Here is an 18,559-nt window from a genome sequence, read left to right as displayed (position 1 = left end):
CTCAGAGCAGCCCCGCCAGTTCCAGCTGCGTACGCACACGGGCCGTCTCGTCAGCGTCGAGCGGCCGCAGGGGAAGCGACACGGCGTTGCCGTCGATGACACCGAGCAGGGCCAGGGCAGTCTTGAACGCGCCCACACCCCTCGTCGCCCCCGCCGTCGTGGCGGGGTCGGCCGCGTCGACGATCCGGAACAGCCGGGTCAGGCGGTCCTGCTCGCGCCGGGCGGTGTCCCAGTCGCCGCCGACGCAGGCCCGGTGCAGTCGCACGTAGCCCGCCGGGTCCACGTTGCCCAGCCCGGGAACGGAACCGGAGGCGCCGGCGAGCATCATCGCGTCGACGACCACCTCGTGCCCGGTCAGCAGGCTGAAGCCGCTGTCCGGCGCCCGCTCGGCGATCCGCAGCACCAGTTGGCGGAACGCGACGTCGTCCCCGCTGGAGTCCTTGACGCCGGCCACGACCCCGTCGGCCGCCAGCCGGGTCAGCAGGTCCGTGGAGAGCTTGGTGTGCACGCAGACGGGAATGTCGTACGCGAACAGGGGCAGCTCGACCGACGAGGCGAGGGACCGGAAGTGCCGCTCGATCTCGTGGCGGCCGACGATGGCGTAGAAGGGCGCGGTCGCCACCAGGCCGTCGGCGCCCAGCCGCGCCGACGCCTCCGCGCGGTCCAGGACCCGCCGGGTGGTCGGTTCGATGCAGCCGGCGATGACGGGTACGGCCCCACCGACGGTCTTCACGACGGTTTCGAGGACCTGGTCCCGCTGGTTGTCGGTGAGGAAGACCGTCTCGCCCGAGCTGCCGAGCGCGAAGATGCCGTCGACGCCGGCCGCGAGCAGCCGCTCGACGAGCCGCTCCAGGGAGCGGATGTCGACCGTGCCCTCCTCGGTCAGGGGGGTGACGACCGGCGGTACGACTCCGGCGATCCGCGGGGCTGGGGTGGTCACGCTGTCTCCTCGACGTGTAGGGGGGTGGTGCGGCCCGTCGCTGCTCTGGCGAGTTCCACCAACTCGGCGTTGCTGGACCCGGCGGGCACGGGGTGGTGGCAGCGGAACTCGTGGCCGCCGCCGTCGGCGCCCGGCTCGACCGGTGGCATGTCGGAGGCGCACACGTCGGTGGCCTGCCAGCAGCGGGTGCGGAACGGGCATCCGCTGGGTGGCCGGGTGGCCAGGGGGACGGGACCCACGAGCGGGATGGGGTCGATGGGCGAGAGCAGGCCCGGCGTGGCGGAGAAGAGCGCGCGCGTGTACGGGTGCTGGGCGCCCTCGGGGAGCCCGGCGGCGGGCGCCTGCTCCACGATCCGGCCGAGGTACATGGTGACCACGCGGTCGCTGATCCGCTTGACGGTCTGGATGTCGTGCGAGACGAAGACCATGGCCAGGCCGAGGCGCTCCTTGAGGTCCAGGAGCAGGTTGAGGATCTGCGCGCGTACCGAGACGTCGAGGGCGCTGGTGGGCTCGTCGGCGATCACCAGGCCCGGTTCCAGGGCCAGGGCGCGCGCGATGGAAACCCGCTGGCGTTGCCCGCCGGAGAGCTGGCTCGGCAGGACGTCGGCGACCGAGTTGGGCAGTCCCACCAGGGCCATCAGCTCGGCGACGCGCTCCTCCCGCTGGCTCCTGCTGCCCCGGCGGTGCACGTCGAGCGGGTCGCGCAGGATGTCGCGTACCGGCATCCGGCGGTTCAGCGACGTGGCCGGGTCCTGGAAGACCATGCCGATGCCGGTGCCGATGAGATGGCGCCGTTGCGACGCGGCCATCGACCACACGTCGGAGCCGGCGAAGGTGACCGTGCCGCTCGTCGGCCGCTGGAGCCCCACCAGCACCTTGGCCAGGGTGGACTTGCCGCACCCGGACTCACCGACGACGCCGATGGTCTCGCCGGCGCGGACGGTCAGGTCCGCGCCGGTGAGGGCGTACACCCGCTCCCGGTTGAACATGCCGCCGCCGCGGGTGCGGTGGACCACGTGCACGTCGCGCAGCTCGACGATCGGCTGTCGCGTGGCTGTCGCGCTCATCGGGCCAGCTCCTCTTCGCTGACGGTGACGGCCGGGTGGTGGCAGGCGTACCCGTGGGCGGCGGTGCCCGTCAGGCGGGGCGCCGTGTCGCGGCAGACCTCGGTCGCCATGGGGCAGCGGTCCGCGAAGCGGCATCCCGGTGGGAAGTCGGCCGGGGACGGCACCACGCCGCGGATCTGGGTGAGCCGTTGCGCGCCGGCCTCCAGCGAGAGCACCGAGCCGAGCAGCCCCCGGGCGTAGTGGTGCGCCGGGGCCCCGACCACGTCGGCGGTGACACCGCTCTCGACGATCTGACCGCCGTACATGACGACGACCCGGTCGGCGACGTCGCTGACCAGCGCGAGGTCGTGGCTGACCAGGATCAGGGCGAAGCCCAGCCGCTCCTGTAGCCGCAGCAGCAGTTCCATCACCTGCGCCTGGACCGTCACGTCGAGCGCGGTGGTCGGCTCGTCGGCGATGATCAGGCGCGGGTCGCGGGAGAGGGCCATGGCGATCACCACGCGCTGCCGCTGCCCGCCGGAGAGCTCGTGGGGGTACGCCGCCAGGGTGCGCCCGGGGTCCAGGCCCACCAGTCCCATCAGCTCCTCGGCCGACCGGGTGCCGCCGCGGCGGATCATCTGCGCGAGCTGGGGGCCGATGCGCAGCGAGGGGTTCAGCGCCGAGAGGGCGTCCTGGTAGATCATCGCGATCTCGCGGCCCATCAGGGCACGCCGCCGTTTCGCGCCTAGGGTGAGCAGGTCCGTACCCGCGAAGTGGACCGCACCGCGCACCCTGGCCCCCTGGGGCAGCAGCCCCATGACCGCGAGGGACGTCAGCGACTTGCCCGAGCCCGACTCCCCCACCAGGCCGACGACCTCGCCGGGGCGCACGTCGAAGCTCAGGCCGTCGACGATGTCGACGCCCCGGTGGCGTCCCTCGAACCCGATCGCCAGGTCTCTGACCTCCAGCACGGGCTCGCCCTGCGGGAGGGGGCGGGCGCGCTCGCGCAGCCGCCGCGCCGCCTCCGGCAGGCCGGGCAGCTGCACGACCTCGCCGGAGCCGGGCTGTGCCCGTGCCAGCGGGTCGGCGGCCGGCGAGCTGGTGGCGCGCCGGGCCGCCGGGGCGGCCCAGGCGTCGGACATCCCCTCGGAGAGCACGTTCAGGGCGAGCACGGTGAGCAGGATCAGCAGGCCGGGGAAGAACGTGGCCCACCAGCCGCCGATCTGCACCATCTCCTTACCGAAGGCGATGACCGAGCCCCACGACGACTCCGCCTCCTGGGGGGCCAGCCCGCCACCGATGAAGGAGAGGGACGCCTCGAAGACGATGGCGTCGGCCACCATGACGGTGACGAAGACGAGGATCGGCGCGGCGCAGTTGCGCAGGACGTGTCGCCAGAGAATGTGCAGCCGGCGTGCGCCGATGATCCGTTCGGCCGCCACGTAGTCCTCCCGGTACTGCGAGAGCACGTTGGCGCGCACGATCCGCGCGACGGACGGGGTGAAGACGAAGCCGATCGCGATCACGAGGACCAGCAGGCTGTTCTTCCCGAAGGAGATGATCAGCAGGGCGGACAGCACGATGGCCGGGAAGGCCATGACGACGTCGAGGCAGCGCATCACCGCCTCGTCGACCGCGGTCCGGCTGGTTCCCGCCAGCGCGCCGAGGATCGCGCCGACGAACAGGGCGATGCCGGCGGCGCCGAAGCCGACGATCAGCGAACGCCGGGTGCCGGCCACCAGCCGTGAGAAGACGTCGCGCCCGAGCTTGTCGAGACCGAACCAGTGCTCGCCGTTCGGGCCCGTCAGGGCCGGGCCGAGCCCTGCCTGGGCGGGATCGTGCCGGAGAAGCAGGGGCGCGAAGATGCCGACCAGGACGATGAGCAGGACGAAGCCGAGCGCGATCCGGGAGGTGACGGTGAGCCTTCTGAAGGCGATGCCGGGACGCGACAGCCGGGCGGTGAGGGTGCGACGCATCAGTGGGCTCCGCGCAGTCGAGGGTTGGCGAAGAGGTAGAGGATGTCGACAACCAGGTTCACGACGACGAACCCGACGGCGATCGTGAGGACGGTTCCCTGCGCGAGGGCGGTGTCGTTCTGCTGCACCGCGCTCATGATCTGGGTGCCCATGCCGGGCAGCGAGAAGATGGCCTCGATGACGACCGTGCCGCCGATGAGGTAGCCGATCCGCAGGCCCAGGACGGTGAGCGGGTTGACCAGCGCGTTGCGCAGCACGTTGCGGCCGATCACCACCCGGGGCGGCAGCCCGGCGCCGACGGCCGTACGGACGTAGTCCTTGTCGAGTTCCTCCACCATCGACGTGCGCACGATCCGGGCGAGTGAGCAGCCGACCGGAACCGCGAGGGCCAGCGCGGGCATGGCGAGGGACTGCAACCAGAGGCCGACCGAGTCGGCGGGGTTGACGTAGCCGCCCGTCGGAAAGACCGGGCGCCGCACCGAGAGCTCCTGGATGAGCAGCAGCGCCAGCCAGAACGACGGCGTGGCGATGCCCGCCATGGAGACGAACCGGATGGCCTGGTCGGGCCAGCGGTCCCGGTACAGCGCGGCGGGGATGCCGAGGGCCAACGCGATGACCAGCGCGCCGACGACGCCCAGGGCGGTCAGCTGGATGGTCAGCGGCAGCGCGGTGGCGATCTTGTCGGCGACCGGCACCGAGGGCGGGAAGGTCATGCCCAGGTCTCCCCGGACCAGGTCGCCCAGGAAGTGCAGGTAGCGCAGGGGAAGCGGGTCGTCGAGGCCGTTGGCGGCCTTGAACGCCGCGACCTGCGCGGGGGTCGCCTGGTCACCGAGCACGGACAGCGCGGGATCGATCGGGGAGAACTGCATGATCACGAAAACGAACAGCGTGATGCCCAGCACCAGGGGAACCAGGGTCAGGAGTCGTCGCGCGACCAGGCTCAGAACGCTCAGCATGGTGTCTTTCTCTCGTCGAGGGCCGCCGAGGCGTCCCGCCCGGTCCGCGGGTGGCGTGGGCCGGGCGGGACGCGCAGGGCCGGGGGCCGGGCCCCCGGGGCGGGCTCAGCCGCTCCGGCTGGCGCCCAGGAAGTACAGGCCGGTGGTCGCGGCGCCCGAGAAGCCGGTGAGCTTGGCGGGGTCGTACGCGGTGACGACCTTGGTGTGCAGGACGGGGTACAGCGCGGCCTCCTCGGCCGCTAGGTCGAGGGCCTGCTTCCACAGCGCCTTGCGGGCCGCCTCGTCGGACGTCTGGGCCGCCTTGTCGAGCAGGTTGGCCATGGCCTTACGGTTCGCGTCGCTCCAGCGGTAGCGCTGTCCCGGCCACGTCTCGCCGTAGTAGAACCAGCGCATCAGCAGGTCGGTGTCGACGCCGAAGACGCTGGGGTCCCCGGTGGCCATCAGCACCCGGAAGGTGTCCTTCGGCACGATGTCGCCGTAGATGGCCGAGCTTGGCACCGTGTTGAGGCTGGCGTTGACGCCGATCTTCTTCCACTGCTCGATGACCAGCGGGGCGACGTCCTTCACCACGGAGTTGTCCGTCGTGTCGAGCCGGAAGGACAGGTTCGTGACGCCGGCCTCGGCGAGCAGGGCCTTGGCCTTCTCGGGGTCGTAGTCGTAGACCGTGGCGGCCTTCTGGTAGTCCTTGTTGCCCTCGTCGAGGTAGCTCGTCGCCGGGCTGCCGTAGCCGTTGAGCGCGGTCTTGATGACCGCGTCCTTGTCGATCGCGTGGTGCAGGGCCTGGCGCACCCGCTTGTCGCTGAACGGCGCCGCCGCCGAGTTGAACATGAGGAAGACCTGGTTGAAGGCCTGCTTCACGTCGACGGTGTACTTGCCCTTGAGCGCGTCGACGTTGAGGTAGGGCACCGACTCGATGGCCTGGACCCGGCCACCCTGCAGGTCCGACACCCGGGCCGAGGCCTCGGTGGTGGTGTTCCACGTCATCGTGTCCACCTTGGCGGGCCGGGGGCCGGCGTAGTTCGGGTTCCTGCTCAGCTTGATGCCCGACTCCTTGGACGCGCTGTCCATCTTGAACGGGCCGGAGCCGATCGGTGCCGTGTCGAAGGCCTTCGCGGCGGCGGCGTCCGCCGTCTTCGCCTTGGGGACGATCTTGATGACCGAGATGCGCTCGGCGAACAGGGCGAACGGGTACTTCAGCGTGAACTCGGCCGTCGTGGCGTCCTTGGCCTCGACCGAGTCGATGAACGAGACGAACCCCTGCATCAGCGGCGGCGTCTTGGGGTCCGCCGGCTTGAGCACCCGGGTGAAGGACCAGGCCACGTCCTCCGCTGTGACGGGGGTGCCGTCGGAGAACTTCGCGCCGTCACGCAGCGACACGGTGTAGGTGAGCCCGTCGGCGCTGGCCGTCGGGTCGTCCTTGGCCAGCGCCCGGTAGGGTTCCCGGGTAACCGGGTCAAGATCCACGAGGCCTTCGAAGATGTGCTGGTTGACCGCCGTCGCCACCGCCGAGGAGGCGTTGGCGGGATCGAACCCGCTGGAGAGGGTGAACGCCAACGTGGTCTCGATCGACGATCCCCCCTTACCGTCGCCGACGGCGTTGGTCGATGCAGGGCCGCCGCTGCACGCCGCCAGCCCGATCGCCAGGGTCGCTGCGACGGACGCGATGGCCAGTGGGCGGACTCGGCGCGCGGGGACGCGCCGGCTCCTCGGCGGCTTACCAGTGGTGCTCACGGAGATGCCTCCATAGGCTCTTCATGCGCTCGCGTCACCGCTCGCGCTTGGGGGATTCGAAGTTATGGGTATGACGTCTGACGTCTGATGCCGATAGGCTGAGCGTGTCAGATTCATGAACGAAGGGCAAGGGGCAGATGACGACCATTGACGCGACTCCGCTACGCGGCACGGAGCGCCCGGGTCCCCGCCGGCAGGAGGTCGCGACCAGGATCAAGGAGTACATCCTGCGCAACCGCCTCAAGCCGGGCAACCTCCTGCCCACCGAGATCGAGCTGTGCGAGGCGGTGGGAGCCAGCCGCTCCAGCGTCCGCGAGGCAGTCAAGATCCTTTCCGCCCTCGACATCGTCGAGGTGCGGCACGGTCACGGCACCTTCGTCGGGCGCATGTCCCTCAACGCCCTCGTGGAGAGCCTCGCCTTCCGTGGCCTGCTGAGCGGCGAGGAGGACCACCACGTACTGGGGCAGGTCGTGGACGTCCGGCAGACCCTCGAACAGGGGCTGGCGGCCCAGGCCATCGACGTCCTCGACGAGGAGCACCGCGCGGAACTCTCCGCGCTCGCCGACGAGATGGAGAACCTGGCCGCCCAGGGCAAGGACTTCCTCGAGGTCGATCGGGCGTTCCACCTCAAGTTGATGGAGCCCCTCGGCAACGACCTGATCCTCCAGCTCACCGAGGCGTTCTGGCAGGTCCAGGCCATCGTGGCCCCCACGCTGCGCACCGAGCCGGAGGACCGGGTGATCACCGCGCAGCGGCACCGGGCGATCGTGGACGCGGTCGCGGCCGGCGACCCCGCCGGCCTGCGCTCCGCCATCGCCGAGCACTACGCGCCCATCCGGGCGAGCATCGCGCGCGCCGTACAGCCCTGAGCCGGCAGACGGCGGCCCACCTCCCCCCACCCCGCACGCCCGCGACGGCGCCCGCAGCACCAGGCTCGCGGCCGGCACGCGCTCGCGGGCGACCCGACCGATGGCGTACGCCGCACCGTCGCCGCGCCGGCCGACGGCCCCGGCCCACCGGCGGGCACGAGGATGCCCGCCGTGGCGGAGCGTGCCGTCCGGCCGGCTCCCGCGCCCGCCCGGCCTGCGCCCGGCGGCCAGACCCGCCATCACCCGCCGTCGACCGGACAGCTCCGGGGCGGTGGCACGTGGACACCTCCCGCGCCGGCGCCGACGCCTGCCCATCGATCGACTTCTTGACGGCCGGCGCGGCGCCCCTTAGCGTCAGGACATCGGACATCCGACGTCTTATGGCTGATTCGGCTCTCCGATTCCCCACCTCCCCCGGAAGGAATCCCCGTGCCTCCTGCCCGCGCCATACCGCGCCGAGTGACAGCCGTCGTGGCCGCCCTCCTCGGCCTGGCCGCGCTCCTGCCCGCCACGCCGGCCCACGCCGCTCCCGCCGGAGTGGGCGCGACGGTCAGCGCCGACTGCACGACCAGCCGACTGCTCCTGCTACTGGACAACCGCAGCACCACCACACAGACGTTCACCGTCACCTGGCCCGGGCGCGCCAACTCCCCGTGGACCAGGACGGTCACCGCCGGCAGCAGCGCACAGCTCTACTGGACCCTGGCGGCCGGCACGGCCTACACGCTGCGCACGACCACCCCGACGGGTCTGGACGACACCTCCGCCGGCGTGTTCCACTGCGGCACCGGCATGTCCGCGCAGACCGGCTTCGACTGCACCGCCGGCCGTCTCCAGCTCATCCTGGAGAACCGCACCACCACCGCCCGCGACTTCACCGTCACGTGGCCCGGGCGCACCGGCTCGCCATGGACCCGCACGGTCGCCGCAGGCGGCAACTTCCTGCACTACTGGACGGTCGGCAGCGGCACCCCGTACACCCTGCGGGTCACCGCCCCGGGCTTCGACACCACACTGCGGGGCACCACCGCGTGCGACATGGCCGCCGGCAACCCGCAGCTGACCACGACGACGCTGCTGACCACGCAGACCGTCATCCGCAACCTCAACGGCGCGGGCGGCCGCTACGACGGCACCGTCGCCTCGGTCCGCATCCCCGGGATGGCCGTCACGAACAGCGGCACCGTCATCGCCGTGGCCGACGCGCGGGTCGACGGCTCGTACGACCTCGGCGGCGGCACCAACAACATCCAGATCGCCATGATCCGCAGCACCGACGGCGGCCGCACCTTCGAGCAGCCGCGCGTCATCCACGCCCCCGCCACCACCCGTGAGGGGGCGGGCGATCCCAGCCTGCTGGTCGACCGCGCCACCGGCACCGTCTACTGCTTCTTCACGTACTCCCCCAGGCCGGGCATCAGCTTCTGGTCGGGCAGCTCCGGACTCAACACCGCCGACGACCCGAACAGCATGCACCTGCGGTACATCACGAGCCGGGACGACGGCGCCACCTGGAGCGCGCCGGTGGAGCTGAACCCGGCCATCAAGGACCCGGCGTGGCGGCAGGTGTTCTTCTCCTCCGGCCACGGCATCCAGACCAGCACCGGGCGCCTGGTCCAGCCGATCGCCTACCGGGACGCGGCCGGCACCAGCCACGCCGGCAACATCTACAGCGACGACCACGGCGTGACGTGGCGGCGGGGCGGCTCCGCTGGCGGGAACATCAACGAGAGCAAGGCGATCGAGCGCGGCACCGGAGCCGTCGTGCAGAACATGCGCCACAACTCGACCCGCAGCCGCTTCTACGCCACGTCCACCGACGGCGGCGCGACGTTCGGCCCGGCGACAGCCAGCGCCGCGCTGACCGATCCGCTGTGTAACGCAGACGAACTGTCCTACCTGCGCCCGTCGGACGTGGGCGCGAACGGGGCGCCGGTGCGCACCCGTACGGCGCTGTTCAGCAACAACGCCCACCCCACCGCGCGCAACGACCTCACCGTCCGGCTGTCCACCGACGACGGCGCCAGCTGGCCGGCCCGGGCGCTGATCAAGCCGGGCGGGGCGGGCTACTCGACCATGGCCGTGCTGTCCGACGGAAGGATCGGCAACCTGTACGAGGTCGGCAACACCGGAGGCATCCACTTCGCCCGCTTCACCCTCGACTGGGTCAAGGCGGCCTGACGCGGAACCCGGCCGGGTGCCGTACGCACCGCGGCACCCGGCCGGGTTCCCGCCGACGGCGGACGGTGTGGCGGCGTTGCGCGTGTTCCGGCCCGCCGGGTCCGGTTCGGGTTACGGTGAGGTAGGCATTGACTCACTATCCGTGATCATGTGCCGCCGGCCGCCGGTGCGGAGCGTCCTCCGTACCTGCTGAGGTGCCTGACGGCCGACACGGCGAGGGTTTCGACGCCGACGGGGCTGGGCAAGATCAGAACCGACGACAACCCCTCTGGAGGGACGACTCTCGTGGAAGTTACCGGCTTCTTCACCGCGATCATCATCGGCCTGATCATCGGCGCGCTGGGTCGGCTGGTCGTACCGGGCAAGCAGAACATCCCGATCTGGCTGACCCTGCTCATCGGCGTTGTCGCCGCGATCCTCGGCACCCTCGTCGCCGGCGCCCTCGGTGTCGACGACACCAGGGGCATCGACTGGATCGAGCTGGCCATCCAGGTCATCTTCGCCGCGATCGGTGTGGCCGTCGTCGCGGGCGCCTACGGTCGCCGTCGGATTCGCTGACGCGCAGCGCGTACGCCGGCCCGTCCCCCCAGGGGGCGGGCCGGCGCTGCTGTCCGCGCGACCGGTGGACCGTTGCCGGTGTCACCACCGGTCCGGCTGTCAGGGGCACCGGCGGGTGTTGAGCCGGGCGGCTTGGCGGGTCAGGTGGTCGCGTTCGGCGAGGTTGGGTGCCTTCCGGGCCGCCTCGGCGTACAGCCGGGCCGCCGTCGTCAGGTCGCCGTCGCGCTCGCGGAGGTAGGCCGCCACCGCCGTGTGGCGGGGTAGCGAATCGTCCAGCGCCGCGAGCGCCGCCAGTCCGGCGCGCGGCCCGTCGGCCTCGCCGACCGCCACGGCGCGGTTGAGCCGGACGACCGGACTGTCGGTCAGGCGCACGAGTTCGTCGTACCACTCGACGATCTGCACCCAGTCGGTCTCCTCGGCGGTGGGCGCGTCGGCGTGCAGCGCGGCGATGGCGGCCTGGGCCTGGAACTCGCCCAGCCGGTCGCGGGCGAGGGCCGCCTGGAGGATGGCGACGCCCTCGGCGATCGACGTGGTGTCCCACCGGCCGCGATCCTGTGCCGCCAGCGGCACCAGGCTGCCGTCGGGCGCGGTCCGGGCGCGACGCCGGGCGTGGTGCAGCAGCATGAGGGCGAGCAGCCCCGCCACCTCAGGGTGGTCGATCGCGGCCGCGAGTTGCCGGGCGAGCCGGATGGCCTCGGCGGCGAGGTCGACGTCACCGGAGTAGCCCTCGTTGAAGACCAGGTAGAGCACGCGCAGCACGGTGGCGACGTCGCCCGGCTGGTCGAACCGTACGCCGGCCACGGTGCGCTTGGCGCGGCTGATGCGCTGCGCCATGGTCGCCTCGGGCACCAGGTACGCCTGGGCGATCTGGCGGGTGGTCAGTCCGCCGACGGCGCGCAGCGTGAGCGCGACCGCGGACGACGGCGTCAGCGTCGGGTGGGCGCACAGGAAGTAGAGCTGGAGCGTGTCGTCGACCGCGGGCACGGGCCCGGGCGTCGGCTCCTCGTCGAGCAGGTCCTCCCGCCGGCGGCGGGCCACGTCGGAGCGGGTCGCGTCGAGGAACCGGCGCCAGGCCACGGCGACCAGCCAGCCCTTCGCGTCGCGCGGCGGGTCGGCCGGCCACGTCCGGACAGCGTCGAGCAGCGCGTCCTGAACGGCGTCCTCGGCCGCCGCGAAGTCGGCTCCGCGGCGGACGAGGACGCCGAGCACCGCCGGCGTGAGGCTCCGGAGCAGCGCCTCGTCCATCAGGTCACTCGGTGATGGTGGGCGGTGCGGTCAGGAACGGACGCAGCTCCAGCCACTCGTGGATCGGCTTCCCGCCGGCCCCCGGGGCCGCCGACAGTTCCCCGGCCAGTTCGACGGCGCGCTCGTAGCTGTCGACGTCGATCACCATCCAGCCGGCGATGAGGTCCTTGGTCTCGGCGAACGGGCCGTCGGTGACGGGCGGGCGCCCCTCACCGTCGTACCGGACGAACGTCCCCTCGGGGGCGAGGGCCTGGCCGTCGACGAACTCGCCGGTGCCCTCGAGCCGGGTCGCGAAGTCGTCCATGTACTGCATGTGTGCCGAGATCTCCTCCGGCGTCCACTGGTCCATGGGCACGTCGTTGACCGCGGCCGGTGCGCCACGGTAGTGCTTGAGAAGCAGGTACTTGGCCATGATGTCTCTCCTCGGTGCTGGCGCCGACCATTGTGGTCGCGTTCATGGCAGGGACGGAGCCAGTCCCGGATTCTCGACATCGCCGTGGAGATTCTTCTCAGGTCTGTGCGATCACGCGTCGGAGGGCGGGCACAGCCGGTTGTTCACGTCGTGCACGCCAGGGGTGCTCCACGCGAGGGCGTGGGCACGAGTTTTCAGGTCGGGCTCGCCGACCGTTCCTTCTAGGATCACCACGCGGTTCTGCACCTCGATACAGATGCGCTCGGGACGCAGCAGCGGATCGCGCTGCATCCGGTCGAGCAGCCGGCAGGCCAGCCGGGCGTCCGCCGAGGTGGGCTCGGCACGGAACTGCGACGGCAGGCCGTCGGGGAACAACCAGGGGTACGTCACGACTCGCTCCTCACGTCTTGGCGTCTCCCGGAGAGCCCTACCCCGCAGGCTCCGCCGCAATACGACAGCCTCGTGACGATTCACGCCCGGGACGGTGACGAGCCATGGCGACGGGAGGATCGGACGTGTGCGCCTGCCGTCGTGCGGGTAGGTGCCTTGTCGGGGACGACGGGAGCGGCCGGCGACGAGCACGACCGTGCGGGGGCCGCCGACGTTACGACACGGCGATGGTGTCCCGTCTCACCGCGATCTCGCTCGCCGGGCCATGGTAGGTGGCGGGTAGTGTTGATTGGGCAGAGACGTACCGATATGTCCGCCATTTCGAGGGGTGACCATGGCCGATCACGCGTCCGACCGCATCGACCCCGCCCGCCTGCGGGAAACGCTCGACGGGCCGTGGGCCGACGTCCGCAACGCGCACCGCGACCACCTCGACGCGCGCTTCCTCCCGGTGTACGGCGAGACCGGCGACCAGGCACGTGAGCGGATCACCCGGCTGCTCTCCGAGCTCCCCGTCGGACTGGGCATCGCGTCGGCCTTCCCCACCGAGTACGGCGGCAGGGGCGACATCGGCGGCTCGATCGTGGCCTGCGAGATGCTGGCGCAGGTCGACCTGTCGCTGATGGTCAAGGCGGGCGTGCAGTGGGGCCTGTTCGGCGGCGCGGTCGCGGCCCTCGGCACCCGGCGGCACCACGACGCCTACCTGCGGGACATCGTCTCGGGCGAGATCTTCGGCTGCTTCGCGATGACCGAGACCGGCCACGGCTCCGACGTCCAGCAGCTGCGCACCACCTGCACGTACGATCCGCAGACGCAGACCTTCGACCTGCACACCCCGCACGAGGCGGCCCGCAAGGACTACATCGGCAACGCGGCTCGGGACGGGCGGATGGCGGTGGTCTTCGCGCAACTGATCACCGATGGACGGCGGCACGGCGTACACGCGTGGCTGGTCCCGATCCGCGACGCGCAGGGCAACACGCTGCCCGGCGTGACCATCGGCGACGCCGGAGCCAAGGCCGGCCTGCTCGGCGTCGACAACGGACGGCTCAGCTTCGACCACGTGCGGGTGCCCCGGGACATGCTGCTGGACCGCTACGGTCAGGTCGCGGAGGACGGGACGTACTCCAGCCCGATCGAGAACGACTCCCGGCGCTTCTTCACGATGCTCGGCACGCTGGTCCGGGGCCGGGTGAGCGTGGGCGGGGCCGCGTCGGCGGCCACCAGGTCGGCGCTGGCCATCGCGGTGCGCTACGGCGACATCCGCCGCCAGTTCGGCACGCCCGACGCGGAGCGGGAGGTGCTGCTCAACGACTACCTGGCCCACCAACGCAAGCTGCTGCCCGCCCTGGCCACCACGTACGCGTTGCACTTCGCCCAGGCCGAGCTGGTGGTCGCGCTGAGCGAGGCGCAGGGCGGCGACGAGCCGGTCGACGAGCACCGGCAACGGGAGCTGGAGTCTCGGGCCGCCGGTCTCAAGGCCGCGCAGACCTGGCACGCGACCCGCACCATCCAGATGTGCCGCGAAGCGTGCGGCGGCGCCGGCTACCTGTCCGAGAACCGGCTGCCCAGCCTCAAGGCCGACACCGACGTCTTCACCACCTTCGAGGGCGACAACACGGTGCTGCTGCAACTGGTGGCCAAGGGGCTGCTCACCGGCTACCGGGACGAGTTCGGCTCGTTGGACGGCTGGGGGCGCGCCTCGTTCGTCGCCGAACAGGTCCGCGAGATGGTGCTCGAGCGCACCGCCGCGCGCTCGCTCATCGAGCGGATGATCAGCGCGGTGCCCGGCCGCGACGACGAGGTCGCCGTCACCGACCGCGGCTGGCAGCTCAAGGTCTTCGACGACCGCGAGAGGCACCTCCTCGACGGCGCCGTCCGGCGCCTGCGCAACGGCGCGGCCACGAAGCAGGACCGCCCGTTCGACATCTTCAACGACGTCCAGGACCACGTCCTCGCCGTCGCCGCCGCGCACGTCGACCGGGTCACCCTGGAGGCGTTCGTCGCCGGCATCGAGGACACCCCGGACCCGGCGGTCCGGGCGCTGCTGTCCCGGGTCTGCGACCTGTACGCGCTCAGCGTCATCGAGGCCCACAAGGGATGGTTCCTGGAGCACGGCCGTCTCACGCCGGCCCGCAGCAAGGCGATCACCGGCGTGGTGAACGGGCTGCTCAAGGAGCTGCGCCCGCACATGCGGACCCTCGTCGACGGTTTCGGCATCCCGGACGCGTGGCTGCACTGCGCCATCCTGCGCGAGGAACCCCTGCGGCAGGAGACCATGGCCACGCACGACGCCGCCGAGGATCCGCAGGCGGTACCGGCGTAGGCGGGATCCGACGCAGGGTCCTGAGTCGTGACCCGTGACGTGCCTGTCGCTGCCCGTCCCGGAAAATCCGATGCCGGCGGACGGGCCGGTGGCTACCGTTGCGGGACATGTCCCGAGTCAGAGTACGGCCGATGGAGTCCGCCGATCTGGCCGCGTGCGGCGCGCTGCTGGCCGAACGGCACCGCCGGCACCGGATGGCCGAGCCGCTGCTGTCCGCGCGGTTCTGTGCGGTCGACGCCGCACTGCGCGAGCTGACCGTCGCGTTCGAGACGACCGGCGCGTCAGGCGCGGTGGCACTGCGCGACGCCGTTGCGGTCGGCTTCGTCCTCGGATCGCCTAAATCGTCACCGGTGTGGGGGCCGAACATCTGGGTGGAAGCAGCGGGGCAGGCGGTGACCGACGCAGAGGTGACACGGGACCTGTACGCGGCGGCGGCGACCCGATGGGTCGCAGAAGGCCGGACGGCCCACTACGTGCTGGTGCCGGCGCACGACGCCGACCTCGTCCGGGCCTGGTTCCGACTCGGTTTCGGACAGCAGCAGGCGCACGCCGTCAGGCCTGCGGTCAGGACGCGGACCGTCGACGTCGCGGGGCTGTCGGTGCGTCGGGCTGTTCGTGGGGACATCCCGGCACTCGCCGAGCTCGACCTGGAACTTCCCCGGCAGCACGGATCGTCCCCGACGTTCTCCCCCGGCGTGCTGTCGACCGTCAAGGAGAACCTGGCCGAGTGGGAGGAGGGCATCGCCGACACCGGACTCGTCACGTTCGTGGCCGAGTCGGACGGCCACGTCGTCGGTTCGGCCATCGGATGCGCTCTGGAGAAGTCGAGTACGCATCTGGGTCTGGCCCGCCCGGACAACGCCGGATTCCTCGGCTTCGCTGCTGTCTTCCCCCACTCGCGGGGCAGGGGCGCGGGCCGGGCGCTCGGCGAGGCCGTCATCGACTGGGCCGCCGACAGTGGATTCGACAGCGTGGCGACCGACTGGCGGGTGACGAACCTGCTCGCGTCGCGCGCCTGGCCGGCCCTCGGATTCACCGAGTCCTTCCTCCGGCTGCACCGTACCGTCGCCACCTGACCGTCTCGTCGGCACGGAACGCACGCCGCCCTGGCGGGATCGGCGGGCTGCCGACGGTGGTGGCGGCGTCCTGGTGGGCCGCCCGGCGGTCCGTCCGATCGGCGCGCACCCCTGGCTCGTCGTCCCGCTTCCTCGTACGGGAAGATCTTCAAGGCCCAGCTTTCTCCAGCGTCGCGCCGCGCTACGGACGTGGGAAGACCCCCGGGCGCACCGTCCGGCGGGGCGTCTTGTCCGGTATCCCGCACTGCGCAACGAGCGCCGAACAGGCTAAAAATGGGCTCGGGCTAGCAGGGAATGGCTCCTCCTGTTCCCTGATGACCTGTTTGGTCAACGGCTTACCAATGCTTTGCATTCTCCAGCCACGACCGTCACGATGCGTGGCCCAGGCATCACTGGCCGATGTCACGCATGTCGGACAGGCAGCCCGGGGCGGAGCTGGCCGGCGGCCTCGACGCGAATGCCCGACAGGCTGTGCGATTCCCGTTGGCCGGCGGTTTCAGGAGCCTTTCCCGTTCCGGCAGCCAGACTGTTGATCCATTGGGCCAGACATGACCGAGCGTGACACCCCTCCGGGGTCTACCCGCCATTTGATGCACCTTCAACCCGGCCCAGGATTCTCCGATCCGTTGACGGAAAACTCGACCTCCCCATACGCTCGCTTCGCAACTCCCCTCACCCAGAGGAGCGGATCCTTGAGGATATGTTTTATCGGCAAGTATCCTCCGATCGAGGGCGGAGTCAGTGCCCAGAACTACTGGGCCGCGAGGGCTTTGGCGTCCCGTGGTCACCAAGTATTCGTGGTAACGAACGCGAATGAGGTCGAGGCGCGTTTCCGGCAGCGCCTCGACGACGGGGACGCGGAGCACTACGAACCGCAATTCCCCGATTCGGGCGGCGGGGTCAGGGTGCTAAACCCGGAACCGATGACGCCGCGCCGGATGACACACATCCCATTGAGCAACCCATTCGTCTCGAAGCTCGCCGGCCTGGCCACCGCGACGATTCGCGAACACGACTGCGAACTCATCGTCGCCTACTACTTCGAGCCGTACGTGGTGGCCGGACACCTCGCGTCGACGTTCACCGGCACGCCGATGCTGGTCGAGCATGCCGGTAGCGACCTCGACCGGCTCATGCGCCTGCCCGAACTGGCGGCGGTCTACAAGGAGATCCTGCGCTCGGCCACCGCCGTCGCGACCAAACCCTCCCTGGTACGCCGGTTCCTCGGCATGGGTGTCGAGCGCAACGCGCTGCGGGCCGGCCCGCCCTACCCGTTGCCGCGATCGGCGTTCTCACCCGAAGCCGAGCCGATGAGCCCCGCCGAGATCGCCGCCGCATCCATCGACGGTCTCGGCGTCCAGTTCGACCCGGCGCTACCGACCATCGGCATGTACGGCAAACCCGGCGACCGGAAGGGCACGTTCGACCTGATCGCGGCAATGGCCGTCCTCGCCGGCCGGGGACTTCGCTTCAACGCGCTCTTCCTCAGCGGGGAGTCCCAGCTCGACCGGATGCGCTCGGAGATCCGCGCCGCCGGTCTCGCCGACCGGAGCACGATCCTCGGGTTCGTGCCGCCGTGGCGGGTGGCCCGGTTCATCCGTACCTGCACGGCGGTGTGCTTCCTGGAGCGGGATTTTCCGATCGGCATCCATGGTCCGGTCGTACCGCGGGAGGTGCTTTCCTGCGGCACCTGCCTGGTGCTGTCCGGGGAGATCCTGGAGAAGCAGTCGTACGCCCACCGCCTGATCGACCAGGAGAACGTCCTGACTGTCGCTGACCCCAAGGAGCACGAGAAGCTGGCTGCGCAACTCGAGCTGGTCATCCGCGACCCCGACAAGGCCGCCCGCATCGGCGCGGCGGGAGGGATGCTCGGCACCGAGTTCGACACCTTCGACGTCTTCGCCGACGCCTGGGAATCGCTGGTCGACATCGGTTCGTCGGCCCGGGGTATGCCCGCACCCCCGCACCTGCCCGACCTGCTGGCCGAGCTCACGCCGAAGTTGGCCGCGTTGTTCGGCACAGCCTGGTCCGACGTCGTCGCCGGGTTCGTGGCGACGCGGGACGCCACACCGCCGGCCGACGAGTTCGCCGTCGCCGAGGCGTTCTGTGACCACCTGGCCCGGCACCTGGACCGGGCCGCGGCGGCTGCCGCCGTCACCCCGGCCTACCTCGCCGACGTGCTGCGCTACCAGCGGGGCCGGCTCTGGGCCAGTCAGGACGGCCCGTACGACCGGGACGTGCACGCCGGCACCCGGTTCCCGACGCCGGTCCTGCGGCGGATGGTACCGCGCCGCACCCGCACGACCCTGGTGGAGTCGTTCGACCACGACGTGACCGAGCTGTTCTGCCAGCCTTCCGACCCGGTCCGCGCCGCTGCCGGGGAGGCGGGCAGAGGCTGCGTCGTCTGTTTCGTCCGGTACCCCAACCTCGAGCACCGCGAGTTGCGCCTCAACGACGGCACCCGTCGCCTGCTCGGCCTCTGCGACGGTACCCGCACCGTGGGCGACATCGTCGCCGCGCTGGCCCCGGCCCCGGAGGCCGACGTCATCGGCGCCCTCGTGCGCCTGCGCGGCGAGGGCGCGGTGGTGCTGGAGGAAGCCGCCCCAGACGGCACTCCCTGAGACCCCGGCAGTGCGTCCGCACCGTCGGTCGGCCACTCGACCACGAAGGGAGGTGAACCACATGGAGACCAAGGAGGACATCGTGTTCGAGATGGAGGAGCTCTCGCTCAGCAACGTCCCCGACACCGACGCCCCCGGCTGCGCGAGTTGCTCGAGCTGCGGTGGGTGCACGGGCTGCGGTATGGAGGCCTGACCGCCTTCTGACCCAAGCCGCTGATGCCCTAGGCCGGCA

Annotated in this window: 15 protein-coding genes; 7 read left to right on the top strand and 8 right to left on the bottom strand. The window is 71.2% G+C overall.

What is annotated here, in order from left to right:
- Position 1 precedes the first annotated feature (1 nt).
- The 5 genes from AC5L34_RS16255 to AC5L34_RS16235 form a co-directional block, all read right to left on the bottom strand.
- The gene (locus AC5L34_RS16255; protein WP_494825725.1) at positions 2–940 is read right to left on the bottom strand and encodes a dihydrodipicolinate synthase family protein; all 939 of its coding nucleotides are present in this window, start codon (positions 938–940) and stop codon (positions 2–4) included.
- Complete coding sequence (locus tag AC5L34_RS16250) at positions 937–2,007, bottom strand: oligopeptide/dipeptide ABC transporter ATP-binding protein (RefSeq protein ID WP_494825723.1); 1,071 nt, start codon at positions 2,005–2,007, stop codon at positions 937–939. Before AC5L34_RS16250 ends, AC5L34_RS16255 begins: the two co-directional genes overlap by 4 nt.
- Positions 2,004–3,962 (bottom strand): dipeptide/oligopeptide/nickel ABC transporter permease/ATP-binding protein, encoded by a 1,959-nt coding sequence (locus AC5L34_RS16245; RefSeq protein ID WP_494825721.1) that lies wholly within the window; start codon positions 3,960–3,962, stop codon positions 2,004–2,006. Before AC5L34_RS16245 ends, AC5L34_RS16250 begins: the two co-directional genes overlap by 4 nt.
- Positions 3,962–4,918 carry an ABC transporter permease gene (locus AC5L34_RS16240; RefSeq protein ID WP_441175842.1) on the bottom strand — a complete coding sequence of 319 codons (957 nt, stop codon included), beginning with the start codon at positions 4,916–4,918 and terminating at the stop codon, positions 3,962–3,964. The genes AC5L34_RS16245 and AC5L34_RS16240 overlap by 1 nt, the downstream gene beginning before the upstream one ends.
- A gap of 105 nt (positions 4,919–5,023) precedes the next feature.
- Positions 5,024–6,649, bottom strand: a complete 1,626-nt coding sequence (locus tag AC5L34_RS16235; protein WP_441175843.1) for an ABC transporter substrate-binding protein — start codon at positions 6,647–6,649, stop codon at positions 5,024–5,026.
- 137 nt (positions 6,650–6,786) lie between these two features.
- Between AC5L34_RS16235 and AC5L34_RS16230 the strand changes: the two genes are divergently transcribed.
- The 3 genes from AC5L34_RS16230 (at position 6,787) to AC5L34_RS16220 (ending at position 10,257) form a co-directional block, all read left to right on the top strand.
- Positions 6,787–7,518, top strand: coding sequence for a FadR/GntR family transcriptional regulator (locus AC5L34_RS16230; protein ID WP_088999715.1), 732 nt, complete (start codon positions 6,787–6,789; stop codon positions 7,516–7,518).
- A 459-nt stretch (positions 7,519–7,977) separates the two neighbouring features.
- The gene (locus tag AC5L34_RS16225) at positions 7,978–9,699 is read left to right on the top strand and encodes an exo-alpha-sialidase (protein WP_441175844.1); all 1,722 of its coding nucleotides are present in this window, start codon (positions 7,978–7,980) and stop codon (positions 9,697–9,699) included.
- 285 nt (positions 9,700–9,984) lie between these two features.
- The gene (locus AC5L34_RS16220; RefSeq protein WP_357720257.1) at positions 9,985–10,257 is read left to right on the top strand and encodes a GlsB/YeaQ/YmgE family stress response membrane protein; all 273 of its coding nucleotides are present in this window, start codon (positions 9,985–9,987) and stop codon (positions 10,255–10,257) included.
- 99 nt (positions 10,258–10,356) lie between these two features.
- On the opposite strand, the gene AC5L34_RS16215 is transcribed toward AC5L34_RS16220, so the two are convergent.
- The 3 genes from AC5L34_RS16215 to AC5L34_RS16205 form a co-directional block, all read right to left on the bottom strand.
- A complete protein-coding gene (locus AC5L34_RS16215; protein ID WP_494825717.1) occupies positions 10,357–11,502 on the bottom strand; it encodes an RNA polymerase sigma factor in 1,146 nt (381 codons plus the stop codon).
- Between the two features lie 4 nt (positions 11,503–11,506).
- A complete protein-coding gene (locus AC5L34_RS16210; protein ID WP_101410960.1) occupies positions 11,507–11,914 on the bottom strand; it encodes a YciI family protein in 408 nt (135 codons plus the stop codon).
- Positions 11,915–12,025: 111 nt separating this feature from the next.
- Positions 12,026–12,304: a BON domain-containing protein gene (locus tag AC5L34_RS16205; protein WP_494825715.1), complete on the bottom strand. Its 279-nt coding sequence runs from the start codon at positions 12,302–12,304 to the stop codon at positions 12,026–12,028.
- Positions 12,305–12,638: 334 nt separating this feature from the next.
- Here AC5L34_RS16205 and AC5L34_RS16200 point away from each other — a divergent pair, with 334 nt between their 5' ends.
- The 4 genes from AC5L34_RS16200 to AC5L34_RS16185 all read left to right on the top strand — a co-directional run bounded on the left by AC5L34_RS16200 (position 12,639) and on the right by AC5L34_RS16185 (position 18,520).
- Positions 12,639–14,630, top strand: coding sequence for an acyl-CoA dehydrogenase family protein (locus AC5L34_RS16200; RefSeq protein WP_494825713.1), 1,992 nt, complete (start codon positions 12,639–12,641; stop codon positions 14,628–14,630).
- A 131-nt stretch (positions 14,631–14,761) separates the two neighbouring features.
- Positions 14,762–15,706: a GNAT family N-acetyltransferase gene (locus AC5L34_RS16195; RefSeq protein WP_494825711.1), complete on the top strand. Its 945-nt coding sequence runs from the start codon at positions 14,762–14,764 to the stop codon at positions 15,704–15,706.
- Positions 15,707–16,254: 548 nt separating this feature from the next.
- Complete coding sequence (locus AC5L34_RS16190) at positions 16,255–18,327, top strand: glycosyltransferase (protein ID WP_494825709.1); 2,073 nt, start codon at positions 16,255–16,257, stop codon at positions 18,325–18,327.
- A 61-nt stretch (positions 18,328–18,388) separates the two neighbouring features.
- Positions 18,389–18,520 (top strand): hypothetical protein, encoded by a 132-nt coding sequence (locus AC5L34_RS16185; protein WP_269458869.1) that lies wholly within the window; start codon positions 18,389–18,391, stop codon positions 18,518–18,520.
- Positions 18,521–18,559 lie beyond the last annotated feature (39 nt).

This window comes from Micromonospora sp. ZG13 (assembly GCF_059359355.1).
Note: the sequence above shows the minus strand (reverse complement) of the source record. Positions and strands in the feature narration are given on the sequence as shown.